At 36.7% G+C, this 13,290-nt stretch carries 13 protein-coding genes; 8 read left to right on the forward strand and 5 right to left on the reverse strand.

Annotated elements, in window-relative coordinates:
• The first annotated feature begins 3 nt into the window (after positions 1 to 3).
• Positions 4 to 384 (forward strand): RDD family protein, encoded by a 381-nt coding sequence (locus GD597_RS13055; RefSeq protein WP_171608309.1) that lies wholly within the window; start codon positions 4 to 6, stop codon positions 382 to 384.
• A 264-nt stretch (positions 385 to 648) separates the two neighbouring features.
• On the opposite strand, the gene GD597_RS13060 is transcribed toward GD597_RS13055, so the two are convergent.
• From GD597_RS13060 to rpsU, 3 genes are all read right to left on the reverse strand, one after another.
• Positions 649 to 948: an HPF/RaiA family ribosome-associated protein gene (locus tag GD597_RS13060; protein WP_171608310.1), complete on the reverse strand. Its 300-nt coding sequence runs from the start codon at positions 946 to 948 to the stop codon at positions 649 to 651.
• Positions 949 to 1,125: 177 nt separating this feature from the next.
• On the reverse strand, positions 1,126 to 2,022 hold the full coding sequence (gene xerA, locus GD597_RS13065; RefSeq protein ID WP_171608311.1) for a site-specific tyrosine recombinase/integron integrase: 897 nt from the start codon (positions 2,020 to 2,022) through the stop codon (positions 1,126 to 1,128).
• A gap of 60 nt (positions 2,023 to 2,082) precedes the next feature.
• On the reverse strand, positions 2,083 to 2,280 hold the full coding sequence (gene rpsU, locus GD597_RS13070; RefSeq protein ID WP_171608312.1) for a 30S ribosomal protein S21: 198 nt from the start codon (positions 2,278 to 2,280) through the stop codon (positions 2,083 to 2,085).
• 296 nt (positions 2,281 to 2,576) lie between these two features.
• Between rpsU and GD597_RS13075 the strand changes: the two genes are divergently transcribed.
• The 4 genes from GD597_RS13075 to groL all read left to right on the forward strand — a co-directional run bounded on the left by GD597_RS13075 (position 2,577) and on the right by groL (position 6,558).
• Positions 2,577 to 2,825 carry a type B 50S ribosomal protein L31 gene (locus tag GD597_RS13075; RefSeq protein ID WP_171608313.1) on the forward strand — a complete coding sequence of 83 codons (249 nt, stop codon included), beginning with the start codon at positions 2,577 to 2,579 and terminating at the stop codon, positions 2,823 to 2,825.
• A 99-nt stretch (positions 2,826 to 2,924) separates the two neighbouring features.
• On the forward strand, positions 2,925 to 4,157 hold the full coding sequence (serA, locus tag GD597_RS13080; protein WP_171608314.1) for a phosphoglycerate dehydrogenase: 1,233 nt from the start codon (positions 2,925 to 2,927) through the stop codon (positions 4,155 to 4,157).
• Between the two features lie 298 nt (positions 4,158 to 4,455).
• Positions 4,456 to 4,737, forward strand: coding sequence for a co-chaperone GroES (locus tag GD597_RS13085; protein WP_171608315.1), 282 nt, complete (start codon positions 4,456 to 4,458; stop codon positions 4,735 to 4,737).
• 183 nt (positions 4,738 to 4,920) lie between these two features.
• A complete protein-coding gene (gene groL / locus GD597_RS13090) occupies positions 4,921 to 6,558 on the forward strand; it encodes a chaperonin GroEL (RefSeq protein ID WP_171608316.1) in 1,638 nt (545 codons plus the stop codon).
• A 71-nt stretch (positions 6,559 to 6,629) separates the two neighbouring features.
• Here groL and GD597_RS13095 read toward each other — a convergent pair whose 3' ends face one another.
• Entirely contained in the window at positions 6,630 to 7,322 is a 693-nt protein-coding gene (locus GD597_RS13095) for a lysoplasmalogenase (protein WP_171608317.1), read from the reverse strand.
• A 9-nt stretch (positions 7,323 to 7,331) separates the two neighbouring features.
• Entirely contained in the window at positions 7,332 to 8,240 is a 909-nt protein-coding gene (locus tag GD597_RS13100) for a hypothetical protein (RefSeq protein ID WP_171608318.1), read from the reverse strand.
• A gap of 92 nt (positions 8,241 to 8,332) precedes the next feature.
• Between GD597_RS13100 and GD597_RS13105 the strand changes: the two genes are divergently transcribed.
• The 3 genes from GD597_RS13105 to secDF all read left to right on the forward strand — a co-directional run bounded on the left by GD597_RS13105 (position 8,333) and on the right by secDF (position 12,827).
• Positions 8,333 to 8,656 carry a hypothetical protein gene (locus tag GD597_RS13105; protein WP_171608319.1) on the forward strand — a complete coding sequence of 108 codons (324 nt, stop codon included), beginning with the start codon at positions 8,333 to 8,335 and terminating at the stop codon, positions 8,654 to 8,656.
• 199 nt (positions 8,657 to 8,855) lie between these two features.
• Positions 8,856 to 9,326 (forward strand): FKBP-type peptidyl-prolyl cis-trans isomerase, encoded by a 471-nt coding sequence (locus tag GD597_RS13110; RefSeq protein WP_171608320.1) that lies wholly within the window; start codon positions 8,856 to 8,858, stop codon positions 9,324 to 9,326.
• A gap of 405 nt (positions 9,327 to 9,731) precedes the next feature.
• The gene (gene secDF, locus GD597_RS13115; RefSeq protein ID WP_171608321.1) at positions 9,732 to 12,827 is read left to right on the forward strand and encodes a protein translocase subunit SecDF; all 3,096 of its coding nucleotides are present in this window, start codon (positions 9,732 to 9,734) and stop codon (positions 12,825 to 12,827) included.
• Positions 12,828 to 13,290 lie beyond the last annotated feature (463 nt).

Consider the following 13,290-nt stretch of genomic DNA (forward strand, 5'->3'; position numbering starts at 1 on the left):
ACAATGATGCAAAACGTAGGTATAGGTACACGGGTAATTAACTTTCTTATTGATACGGCTATTATTTTTCTAATAAGCTATATAGCTGCTCAAACCTGGAAATTTTATGTGTTTTATTATCACATCATTTATTTTCCTTTCTATTATTTTTTCTTTGCCATCACGGTAATGTATTATGTGTTTTTCGAGTTTTTATTTGCACGCACCCCAGGTAAATGGTTAAGCTTTAGCAAAGTGGTAAATGCCAATGGTGCAAAGCCTTCTTTTATACAAATACTCATTCGCAGTGTGATTAGGTTAACCATTATAGATTGTTTTTTTATTCCCTTTCTTGATAAATCCCTGCACGATTACGTTAGCAAAACAAATGTGGTTGAAGTCTGAGAATTTGTAAGCTATTAGCCCGGCAAAATTTCATTGTGCATCTTTACTTGCGTCGCACTCTTGTACTGTAGAATATGCATGCACACTACTGCCAAATACAATGGCTGTAACTACTTAATGCCGAAATTAATAAGTTGAAGTAAATTTTGCTGCCATGAAAACAGAACGTACAAGTGAGTGACACAAGTGCAGCCTCATATATCAAACAGGAGCTGGTTAACCACCAACAAAAAACCGTGCTTTAGGCACGGTTTTGATATTACACTAGGCGGTTAATTTTTCTTTTTTTCTTTTGATTTGATTTATGATGGAATCAAGGGAGTGATCAAAAGATTCTTCAAAGGATTTTGTAGAGGTTTTTACAAAGAAATTATGGTGGGGTACCTGCACCCTGATTTCCGTTATTTTGTCTTTAATGTTGTGAACCACATTATCCAACTTCAAAAACACGTCAACTTTAATAATGCCATCGTGAAAAGTATTTAATTTTTCCAGTTTCCTCTTAACATAATCAATCAGGGTTACATCGGCATCAAAGTGCACAGTCTGGATGTTAACATTCATAGCAAATTGCTTTTTGGGTGAACAATAAAAATTATTAAAAATATGGCGTAAATAAACCTTGTTTGGGCTTGGATTTACAATATGTAATTTACTGCAATAAATACATAAAATCAAATATTAAGTAGCATAGTTTTGTAAAGCTTTATCATAAAATTTTGTAGAATAAACAGCTGTGTACTAAGCTTTTGGGTGCGCTTTTTTATAAACGTCTTTTAGTTTTTCTATGGTATTGTGGGTGTAAACCTGTGTAGCGGCAAGGCTGGCATGGCCCAGTAGTTCTTTAACAGCATTAATGTCGGCGCCATGGTTCATTAAATGGGTGGCAAATGTGTGCCTTAACACGTGTGGGCTTTTCTTATCAATAGTAGTTACTGCGCCCAGGTAATGCTTTACGGTGGTATATACATATTTAGGGTAAAGGGGTTTTCCTTTAGCATTTACCAGTAGCACGGTTACCTGCGGCAGGCGTACTGGTTTTTCTGCCATATAGTGCCTTATATTGGTTAATAATTCCTGGCTTACGGGAATTATTCTTTCTTTATTGCCTTTACCCAACACTTTTACCTGTTTGTAGTCAAAATCTATATGTTGTTCTTTCAGGCCTATAAGTTCGCTAAGCCGCATGCCGGTATGGTATAACAGTTGTAATATTAGTTTATCAGTTTTTCCTTTCCAGTCGTTCCCAAATTCAACATAACTAAACAGGGTATCCATATTTTTTTCTTCCACAAAGGCAGGCAAACGCTTGCTCGTTTTAGGGGATACAATGGTAGTTAAGGGCGATTGTATGATGGTGCCTTGTTTTATCTGGTATTTAAAAAAAGACTTTAAGGAGGATAATTTTCTGTTTATACTTCGGGATTGCAGGGTATCATTTTTTAATTCGGCCATCCAGGTACGGATGATACTGCTGGAGATTTTAGGCAGGTCTATTTCTCCATACTGGCTTTGAACAAATGTAAAAAACTGTTCCAGATCGAGTGTGTATGAGGTAATGGTATGCCTGGAATACCTTTTTTCAAAAGTAAGGTAGTTAATAAACTCTTTTATAGCGGTATGCTGGGGTATATGCATAAAAACAGCCATAAAGTTATACACCTTATGGCTGTAAATTATGTATTGATAAAAATTATCTTATTTTTCTATCTTACCGCTGGCTATCTGCTGTTTGTAAGCAGCTTTTAACACTTCCTGACGACGTTTAATAGAAGGCTTGGTAAAGCTTTGACGCTCTCTCAGCTGCAACAGTACTTTACTTTTTTCAAACTTCTTCTTGTACTTTTTCAGCGCCTTGTCAATGTTTTCGCAATCTTTTGAATCGATGATAAGCATATATTTTATACCTCCTTACGGGATTTTTTGGATTGCAAAGATATAAATTCAAATTTTATTACCAAATTGATTTTAAAAAACTTTTTTATGGCTGATTATCAGGTACTTAATATGTATTACGCCTCGTTTTCGTTTGTTTTGCAGCAATTTAACGCCGGTAAAGAAAAGCTCAAATCGTTACTGACAGTGTATTAGCTCAAAAAATCATTTGGTTAAAATAGCACATACTATTAACTTCGCACCTCAAATTTTTTAATAGTACGGCAAAATCCGTGCTGCCTAAAATCATAAATAATATGAGAAAAGGGATCCATCCGGAAAGTTACAGGTTTGTAATTTTCAAAGACATGAGTAACGGCGTTACCTTCTTGGGCCGTTCTACCGCACATACCAAAGAAACAATTGTTTGGGAAGATGGTAATGAGTATCCGGTAATTAAACTGGAGATTTCTAATACCTCGCATCCATTCTATACTGGTAAAAATGTATTGGTAGATACTGCAGGTCGTATCGATAAGTTCAAGAAGCGTTACGCAAAAAAATAACCTTCTTTACCATCTTAAAATCCCTCCGCAGTCTAAAAACATCGGGGGGATTTTCATTTTACCCATTATTTTACTTCCATATAATTGCCACCTAAATATATGAGCGATTTAACAAGTTACCCCAAAGAAAAAATCAATATACTTTTCCTTGAAAATATTAGCGATAAAGCGGTTCAGATTTTTAAGCAAAACGGCTACACCAATGTTAAAAAAATTGCCGGTGCACTAAGTGAAGAAGAATTGATAAAGGAAATTAAAAATGTGCACCTGCTGGGCATCAGATCTAAAACCCAAATAACTGAAAATGTATTGCAGGCAGCTACCAAGCTGCAGGCTATTGGCTGTTTTTGTATAGGGGTTAATCAGGTAAACCTTAAAGCAGCACGTAAAAAAGGGGTAGTAGTATTTAATGCCCCCTATAGCAATACACGTAGTGTGGCAGAATTAGTACTCGGGTTATCTATTATGCTTATTCGCCGTATACCAGATAAAAATAAAGCAGCACACGAAGGCATTTGGCAAAAAGAGGCCAAAGGCAGTTTTGAAATGCGCGGTAAAACCCTTGGTATTATTGGATATGGTAATATTGGCTCTCAATTAAGTGTAATGGCCGAAAGCCTTGGTATGAAAGTTATTTTCTATGATACCGAAACCAAATTACCCTTGGGCAATGCCACCGCCTGCAAGTCGTTAAAAGAAGTTATGAGTAATGCAGATATTATTTCCCTGCATGTGCCCGAAACTGCTCAAACCAAAAATCTCATCAATAAAAGCAATCTTAAATATTGCAAAAAAGGCGCAATACTTATTAACTATGCAAGGGGCGAAGTGGTAGATTTAAATGCATTGGCCAAATCCTTAAAAGATCAGGATTTAAGTGGTGCTGCCATCGATGTTTTCCCATGGGAGCCTGAAAAAAACGGCGATCGTTTCGAGTCTCCTTTACAGGGACTGAGTAATGTAATTCTTACCCCGCATATTGGTGGTTCAACCGAAGAAGCCCAGCAAAATATAGGAGAAGATGTAAGCCTTAAACTGTTTAATTACCTGGAGAAAGGCATTACCAATGGTTCACATACCGTGCCGGCTATTGTATTACCTCCGGTAGAGGGTGCGCATCGCATATTGCACATTCACAATAATGTTCCGGGGGTTTTGGGTGCCATTAATACCTTATTATCCAAACACAATATCAATATTGTGGGGCAATACCTTAAAACTAACGAAGATATTGGCTATGTAGTGCTGGATGTAGATAAAAAATTATCCAAAAAAGCCATCGATTTATTGCGTGAAGAAAAGGAAACCATTAAGGTAAGATTGTTATATTAATACCTTTTGTAGCCCGGCTTTAGAAAGTGCTATTTAGCTTTTCTTGCGTCGCACACTTGTACGGCATAACATTTTGCAGCTTCTAATTAAAAGCCGCTAATATCAGAAAGCAGAAATTTTGTCACTAAAGCCCGGTTTTTAAATTGGGTAACAAAATTTAACTGCCAACAATGCCAATGGCGGTAAATGCTTTAGCCCTTAAATATGAAATTTTGACTTTTTTACAGGCATGGCATAGTAATGGCTATGCTGATTTCGACAATTTAAATGTTCACAAATTCTAAAAATCAATACAATTATGGCTAAAAAACTCAATGTTACCCCTCTGCACGACAGGGTAATTGTAAAACCAGCCGCTGCTGAAGAAAAAACTGCCGGTGGAATTATCATTCCTGATACTGCAAAAGAAAAACCTCAGCGTGGTACCGTTGTAGCTGCCGGTCCTGGCAAAAAAGATGAACCGGTTGTTGTAAAAGTTGGAGACAACGTATTGTATGGTAAATATGCCGGTACTGAAATTCAGATAGAAGGTAACGACTTTCTTATTATGAGAGAGAGCGATATTCTTGCAATTGTGTAACTTAATTTAAAACAAAACCGTACACTTGCGGGTGTTGCATTGCTTGTTGAAATATATTCTACCGTACAAGTGTGCGACGCAAGAAAAGCCGCTGTTTAATGTGCAGCCGGCTACAAAAAATAAAAGAGAATAATATAAAAAATTGTAGCATTCTCATTTATAACATTCAAAAAAAAAATAATCATGGCAAAACAACTTTTCTTCGACATTGAAGCAAGGAATAGAATGAAGCGTGGCGTTGATATTTTGGCCAACGCGGTAAAAGTTACTTTAGGCCCAAAGGGTCGTAACGTAGTTATTGAGAAAAAATTTGGCGCACCTTCAGTTACCAAAGATGGTGTTACTGTAGCCAAAGAAATTGAACTGGAAGACCCAATTGAAAACATGGGTGCACAAATGGTAAAAGAAGTAGCTTCTAAAACTGCTGATATTGCAGGTGATGGTACTACAACTGCTACTGTTTTAGCACAATCTATAATAAGCGAAGGCCTTAAAATGGTTGCTGCCGGTGCAAATCCAATGGATTTGAAACGTGGTATTGACAAAGCTGTTGCTTTGGTAATAGAGAATTTAAAAAGCCAGTCTCAAACTGTAGGTAACGATAGTAAGAAAATACAACAGGTTGCTACTATTTCTGCCAATAATGATGAAACCATTGGTAAATTAATTGCTGAAGCTTTTGCTAAAGTGGGTAAAGAAGGTGTTATTACCGTTGAAGAAGCAAAAGGTACTGATACTACTGTTGATATAGTAGAAGGTATGCAGTTTGACCGTGGTTATATTTCTCCATATTTTGTAACAAATAGCGAGAAAATGCAGGCTGAATTGCAGAACCCATATATTCTTATCTACGATAAGAAAATATCTGCAATGAAAGATATTCTGCACATTTTAGAGAAAGTTGCTCAAAGTGGCCGTCCATTGGTAATTATTGCTGAAGACCTGGAAGGTGAAGCATTGGCTACACTGGTTGTAAACAAATTACGTGGTACTTTGAAAGTGGCTGCTGTTAAAGCTCCTGGCTTTGGCGACCGCAGAAAAGAAATGCTTACTGATATCGCGATTTTAACTGCCGGTACTGTAATTAGTGAAGATTTAGGTTACAAATTAGAAGCTGCAGATCTTACTTCTTTAGGTCAGGCTGCTTCTATTACCATTGATAAAGACAATACTATTATCGTTGGTGGTAAAGGTGTAAAGAAAACAATTACTGAACGTGTAAACCAAATTAAAGCTCAGGTTGAAAACACAACTTCTGACTATGATAAGGAAAAATTACAGGAGCGTTTAGCTAAATTGGCTGGTGGTGTTGCCGTATTATATGTAGGTGCTGCTACTGAAATGGAAATGAAAGAAAAGAAAGACCGTGTGGATGATGCTTTACATGCAACTCGTGCTGCAGTTGAAGAAGGTATTGTACCAGGTGGTGGTGTTGCTTATATTCGTGCTATTGAATGCCTTGAAGCTAAAGTTAGAGGCCAGATAGCTGATGAGCAAACAGGTATGGCCATTGTACGCCGTGCTTTGGAAGAACCTATCCGTACATTAACCCAAAATGCAGGTATTGATGGTTCTATCGTAGTTCAAAAAATTAAAGAAGGCACTAAAGATTTTGGTTTTAATGCCAGAACCGAAACCTACGAAAACCTGTTTAAAGCTGGTGTTATTGACCCAACTAAAGTAAGCCGCGTAGCGCTGGAAAATGCAGCTTCTATTGCAGGTATGTTGTTAACAACAGAATGTGTGGTAGCTGATAAGCCAGAACCTAAATCTGCTGCACCTGCAATGCCAGGTGGTGGTGGAATGGGTATGGATTATTAATACTAATGCTAATAATATAAAAGGCCTTCCTGTAATACGGGAAGGCCTTTTTATTTTAATGGAATAGATGTTTATTTTCTTAAAAAACGGATGATACCGGTAGAGAGTAAAAAAATGGCCAATCCATACGTTATCATTACTGCCAGCCCTGCATAATCAATTGGGAGTAAAAATTTATTTATGGCCAGCAGCGAGTCTGATATAACAAAAAACACAGCCCCTGGAATAAAATGGTTGGTTGCCAGTTTTTTGATACTTCTGTTTTTAATAGAATAAATAGCGCTTAGCAACATCAGACCTAAAACAAAAGCATATAATGTAACTGGTAAGGCCAGGTGTTGTGCATCTATACTGCCCCACAAAATAGTTATGAGTAACGCCACATAACTAAAAACTCCAAGTGAGGTAACTAGCAGAAAATTACTGTATTTGGGTTTATATTGTTTTAACCGATAAAAGAAAACGATAAAACAAAGATGACCTATTAAAAATGAGGCTAAGCCTACAATAAAATAATTTGGGTTGCTATCATTAAGAAGGAAAAAATCGCCAAGAAAGCAAAAGGTTAAAGCCAGGTTGGCTAATATTTTTGACCTTTTATGATTGGTATGCGATGTTTCAACAAAAATGGCAATTAATAATATAGGTACCAGCAGTGTTTTGGTAAATAGCCTGTTTTCCTGGTAGCCTGCCTGCATTAAATAACAATCCAGTGCAAGTATAATCCAGAAAAGAAAATAAAGAAATGCTAATGACTTTTTCATGAAAAGAGTTTAATCTTTTACAGGCACAATTCTAACACGGCGTTGCAGAAATCTTTGTATAGAGTCTCTGGCCCTGGCCGTATCTGAGGTATTTAGTTTCATTTTAAAATAAAGGTGATAAATGAAACCTGTATCAGTTCGCAAACTATCGTAAGCCGTGTTTTTGTTGCCAAATTTTATTAGCTGTGCAGTTCTATAACTGGCTCTGGCTGCCGAAGTAGTTGTTTCAAAAATAAGTCTGTAATTGGCTGAGTCGGTAATTATGGTGAATATAGTGGATGTATCTGAAGGAATAGCCAATTTTCTTATAGTATCCTGAATGGTAGTTACAGGAGTTGTAGTACCTGCTACGGTATCCACATATTGTAAGGCTTCTTTTTCTTTTGCTTTGTTGGCAGTAAGCAGGGTATATGATCCCCATCCTATAACCCCCAAAACACCTAACACGATTAATAATGCCAAAAGCATTAATAGTTGTTTATTACCCGTGTTTTTTTCCAATAATGGCACGTTTTGCTGTTTATCTGCCTTTTTATTGCTGTTTTTTTGCTGGTCTGTTAATTGAGAAAAATCAAAAGCAGTAAACCCATATTCATTGAATTTGCCAATTCGAAAAGTGCCAATCCGTTCAATTTCATAAGCCTTGCCAATATTAATTACCTGACGCATGAGTTCCAGATAGGATTCCAGATCTGATTGAACCAGATTTTTGTTTTTTTGCATTTTTTGTGCAATAAATTCAATAAGTCCTGGAGAGGTGATGGCCTTTTTATCGAATTGAAAACCAATTAAGTTGTCTGCTGATGGCAGATTATCAGCGGTAGAAGATGGTGTAAGAATCAGCGTCCCAATTTTTTCAAGGGTAACTGTTTTTTGTTCTTCCAGATATTGGTGGATAAGGAAATCGTATTGATTCACTTTTTTTTGGCTGAAATTACAAATTTTAACACCAAGAAAGTTAATTTTTATGCAAATGAATTTTTTAGTTTTTGCAAACCTACTTTTGCAGCATGCTTACCAGCCACGAAGAGAAATTTATTGCTTATTGGGAAAAGAACCGGGACAGGGAGAAAAAACTACTGAGGCAATTTTTTATAGGGCTGCCTTTCGGATTACTAATTTCTGCCGGTATATTGTTATCGCTGGATATGAACTGGTACGAAAGGGCCAATATGATTGCCAATGCTGAATTAAACCCTGTGGTTTTATTAATTGCATTACTGGCAATTGCTGTTTTTATGGCTATTTTTTATAAAAAATACCAGTGGGATATGAAGGAGCAGCAATATAAAGAGCTGGTACATAAAAGGAATAAAGCCACTAAAAGCGAGTAAGAGACAGCATTAAACGGGCTATTTTGCCGTTTTTAGTAATTTTTGTTGAATACAGTTGTTGTCGTACAAGTGAGTGACACAAGTAAAGCTGCATTATGGTATATTGCCGGCAACAAAAATAATTTTAGCGTCAGTATTTAAAGGCGCATGCAACCATTTTAGTATTTGTTCTGTCATAATTTAAATAAAAGATTTCTACATGAAAAAAATGTTCATTCTGGCAATTGTGCCTTTTTTGTTTATTGGCTGCATAAAAAGTACCAGCAGCACAACCAATTGCACCAATGTAACGCCTGCTGCTGAGGAAGCACAAATTATTGCTTATTGCAATGCCAATGGTATTACGTATACAAAAGATCCCAGTGGTATTTATTATCAAATTTTAGAATTGGGTACTTTGCCACACCCTACTTTAAGCTCTACCATTACTACTAATTATGTGGGCAAGCTATTAAATGGTGTAATTGTAGACCAATCTTCTGCTCCTTTTACCAGCTCTTTAAACCAGTTGATTGCCGGCTGGCAAATTGGTATACAGTTAATTGGTAAGGGTGGGCATATTAAAATGGTAGTGCCATCCTCATTGGCTTATGGCTGTTACGGAGCACCTCCCACCATTGCGCCCAATAGTTTATTATACTTTGATATTACTTTGGTTAACGTACAATAATTTATAGTATACTACACATAATAAAAGGGGCAAACATTTGGTTGCTCCTTTTTTTTGTGCCCGGCAGTACAAGCTATTGCAGCTTTACTTGCGTCGCACACTTCGGGGCCTGGCTATATCCCGGCATGATAATCCCGTAAACGTATTATTTAGGCTGCCAAGTAGCGGCTTGATGGCTAAAATTTTAAATGACTAGGAAAATAAAAGAAGCAAATTCTTAAATAGGCTAAAATCAATAAAATAATTTAAAATTATTATCTAATTGAATATCAATTATTTAAAGACGTAATTAAGCTAAATTTTCAAAAAAAATAATGCTTTTTTAATGCATTATTTTACTAGTCAATTTAATTACCAAACCCCTATCTTTGCCGCTCACAAAAATTTAGTAAACCCACATAGTATATGCAACTTAAAGGTTTAGTGCGTTTCTTTGCCATAGCGCTCATTCTTATTTGTCTTTATCAACTTTCATTTACATGGATTGTACGCAGTTACGAAACTGGCGTTGCAGAAAAAGCCAGTTTATGGGTTAAAGCAAATTATCCAACTGCCGAAACAAAATATCCGGGCAATAAAGAGCTGCAGTCTGCTTATCAGGATACCTTATCCAATCTTGAAGCAAAAAGAAAACAACGCATACTCGATAGTACAAAAGAATCCACTGTTGGTCCTTTTGGTTTAACTACTTACCAGGAAGCCAAAGACAAAGAATTAATGTTAGGTCTGGACTTGCAGGGTGGTATGAGTGTTACCATGGAAGTAGGTCTGGATGGATTAATTCGCTCCTTGGCCAATTATTCTAAAGATGGGGCATTTAATAATGCACTAAATAGCGCAGTTGCCATTAAAGCCAATAGTGGTGCAGATCTTATTACCATTTTTGGAAACGAATATGCCAAAGTAGCTAACGGTGCAAAACTGGCTCCATTATTCGCCACCCGTAGTGATAATAAAATAAAATTCGATGCATCTGATGCAGCAGTTTTAAGTTACCTGCGGGAAGAAGCTGCAAATGCGTTTAAAAATACATTGCGTATTATCAGCACCAGGATTGATGCATTTGGTTTGGCTTCTCCAACTATTAATCCCAATCCGGCTAAGGGTATCATCAATATTGAATTGGCAGGTATTAACGATCCAGAAAGGGTTCGTCGTTATTTGCAGTCAACTGCCAATCTTCAGTTTTTTGAAGTATATAATATTAATGAAGTAGCTGAAGCATTGCAAAGCGGTGATAAAGCGATTTCTGATATGCTAAAAGGCACCAAGCCTGCAGCAGATACTACTGCTGTTGCTGTTGCCGATACTACAAAAGCCAGTGCAGCTGTAGATACTACCAAAACCTTTACTTTCTCAGGAAAAGATACTGCCAAGAAAACCAGTACTGCAAAGCTTACTGACTCTGCATCCATCAGAAGACTCGAAAACCCAATTTTCACTTTGTTCGCTGGTATAGCCCAGGGACAAAAGGATGAAAAGGGTGGTGTTTATTTCCCGGCCTATATTGGTAATGTATTAAAAACCGATACAGCGCAATTAGGTGAATATTTAAGGATGGAAGTAGTTGCCAGTAAATTGCCGGCTAACCTGGTATTTATGTATGGTAACGTTGAAGATAATACAGGTAAAACATTAAAAGACCGTTTAGCTTTATATGCCATCAGAACTTTAGATAATGGAATGGCAAAACTGGAAGGTGAACACGTAAGTAAATCCAGCCAGCAGTTCGACCAAAAAGGCCGTCCGTCTATTAGTATGACTATGGATGCAGAAGGTACCCGTATCTGGGCAAAAATGACTGCCGAAAACAAGAGCAAACCAATTGCTATTGTGTTGGATAATTTTGTATATAGCGCTCCAAATGTTATTGATGCCATTACTGGCGGTACTTCAGAAATTTCAGGAAACTTTACCATTACAGAAGCACAGGATTTAGCTGATATATTGGAATCAGGTAAACTACCTGCTCCAGCCAAGATTGTAGCAGAACAAGTTGTTGGTCCAACACTAGGACAGGCAGCTGTATCTGGCGGTGCATTATCTTTCTTTATTTCATTTATTGTAATTTTTGCTTTAATGCTGGTGTATTATAATACGGCCGGCTGGGTAGCAAATATGGCGTTGATATTAAACTTATTGTTTACCATTGGTATTCTGGCTGCATTAGGGTTCACCTTAACAGCACCTGGTATTGCCGGTTTAGTGTTAACCATTGGTATGGCGGTGGATACCAACGTTATTATTTTTGAAAGAATTAAGGAAGAACTCTCCAGAGGCAAAGGTTATTTAACTGCCGTAAACGATGGTTATAAGCGTTCTTATGCACCAGTTTTGGATGCACACGTTACTACCTTCCTTACTGCATTAATATTATTTATTTTTGGTTTAGGCCCTGTATTAGGTTTCGCAACCACACAGATGATTGGTATTGTACTTTCCTTATTCTGTGGTATTTTAATTTCCAGGTTAATTACTGATTTCTATACCAATAAGCAAAGGCACTTTGTATATTTTACTTCAGTATCCAAGCGGGTATTTAAACATGCCAACTTTAAGTTTATTGAATACAGAAAATATGCATACGGTATTTCTGTTGTAGTATTGATTTTAGGTATCAGTTCTTATTTCCATGGTTTTGATCAGGGTGTTGAGTTTGCAGGTGGCCGTAGCTATACGGTAAAATTTGCCACAGCTCCTAACGTAGAAGAGGTAAGGGATGAATTGAAAAAGACCTTCCTTGAATCTCCGATTATCAAAACAGTTAATACTGCCGATCAATTAAACATTACTACCTCTTACCGTATTAAAGAAACAGGCAATAATGTAGATTCCTTGGTAGAAGTAGCTTTATTCAATGGCTTGCAGAAATTTATTCCTGCAGGTACTACTTATAAAGATTTTGATAATAATTATAAGCAAAGTTCACAAACTGTATTACCAACCATTTCCGATGACTTAAAAAGTGGTGCAGCTAAAGCCACCATCTTCGCCATCATTGTTATTTGTTTGTATATATTTATCAGGTTTAGAGATTGGAGATATTCCCTGGGTACCATCGTTTCATTATTACACGACGTATTTGTAACGCTGGCTGTATTTAGCTTTGCAAAAGGCCTGGTTCCATTCCCATTAGAAATTGATCAGTATTTTATCGCTGCAGTACTTACTGTAATTGGTTTCTCAATGAATGATACCGTAATTGTGTACGATAGGATACGTGAAGATTCCCGTTTAATGAAAGGTACCGATAAAGCAACCATCATTAATACGGCCATCAATCAAACCTTAAGCCGTACAATTATGACATCACTAACCGTGTTCCTTACCATTTTAATATTGTTCATATTTGGTGGTGAAGTAACAAAAGGCTTTGCGTTTGCCATGTTAATCGGTGTTATTACTGGTACTTATTCTTCCATTTTTGTAGCTGCACCTATTCTGGTAGATTTTGCAAAAGATAAACCATTGGGCCGGCAAGAAGATCCAAAGAAAAAATAATGCTCTTTATATTTTTCACAAGGCTGTCCACTAGGGCAGCCTTTTTTGTTTGTAAATAGTACAAACAAATTGAAATAGTAATATTATTTTTTAATACAATGTGTTATCCCAGCTCAATAAGCTTTATCAGCTTCCCTTGCGTCGCACACTTGTGCGGTTGAACCAGCACGCAGCTTTTTTTTATTAGGATGTTACCTGATTTCTGGAGCTTTTTATTCTAGCCATATCAGAACCTCAACTATTACAAAAAATGAGCCACCTGAATTATCGCTCAAAAAAGGCATTGCATATTTGTTTAATACGAGAAGTTATTTATTTTTTATCTATATAAATCAATATGCTTCTTTCATAAAATTTAAGGTTGGCGATATCTTAATACCATTAAATTTACGATTAACGTTTTCACTAATAGTAATTGTACGACTAATAAGCAAGATCTGCGTTATCATCATATAACCTGTTT

Origin of the sequence: Limnovirga soli, assembly GCF_013106755.1 — a bacterium.
GTDB lineage: Bacteria > Bacteroidota > Bacteroidia > Chitinophagales > Chitinophagaceae > Limnovirga > Limnovirga soli.

Excerpts from the sequence above, each read along its gene's own strand:
- GD597_RS13055 (WP_171608309.1), top strand. The coding sequence starts at position 4 with ATGATGCAAAACGTAGGTATAGGTACACGGGTAATTAACTTTCTTATT.
- GD597_RS13060 (WP_171608310.1), bottom strand. The coding sequence starts at position 948 with ATGAATGTTAACATCCAGACTGTGCACTTTGATGCCGATGTAACCCTG.
- xerA (WP_171608311.1), bottom strand. The coding sequence starts at position 2,022 with ATGCATATACCCCAGCATACCGCTATAAAAGAGTTTATTAACTACCTT.
- rpsU (WP_171608312.1), bottom strand. The coding sequence starts at position 2,280 with ATGCTTATCATCGATTCAAAAGATTGCGAAAACATTGACAAGGCGCTG.
- GD597_RS13075 (WP_171608313.1), top strand. The coding sequence starts at position 2,577 with ATGAGAAAAGGGATCCATCCGGAAAGTTACAGGTTTGTAATTTTCAAA.
- serA (WP_171608314.1), top strand. The coding sequence starts at position 2,925 with ATGAGCGATTTAACAAGTTACCCCAAAGAAAAAATCAATATACTTTTC.
- GD597_RS13085 (WP_171608315.1), top strand. The coding sequence starts at position 4,456 with ATGGCTAAAAAACTCAATGTTACCCCTCTGCACGACAGGGTAATTGTA.
- groL (WP_171608316.1), top strand. The coding sequence starts at position 4,921 with ATGGCAAAACAACTTTTCTTCGACATTGAAGCAAGGAATAGAATGAAG.
- GD597_RS13095 (WP_171608317.1), bottom strand. The coding sequence starts at position 7,322 with ATGAAAAAGTCATTAGCATTTCTTTATTTTCTTTTCTGGATTATACTT.
- GD597_RS13105 (WP_171608319.1), top strand. The coding sequence starts at position 8,333 with ATGCTTACCAGCCACGAAGAGAAATTTATTGCTTATTGGGAAAAGAAC.
- GD597_RS13110 (WP_171608320.1), top strand. The coding sequence starts at position 8,856 with ATGAAAAAAATGTTCATTCTGGCAATTGTGCCTTTTTTGTTTATTGGC.
- secDF (WP_171608321.1), top strand. The coding sequence starts at position 9,732 with ATGCAACTTAAAGGTTTAGTGCGTTTCTTTGCCATAGCGCTCATTCTT.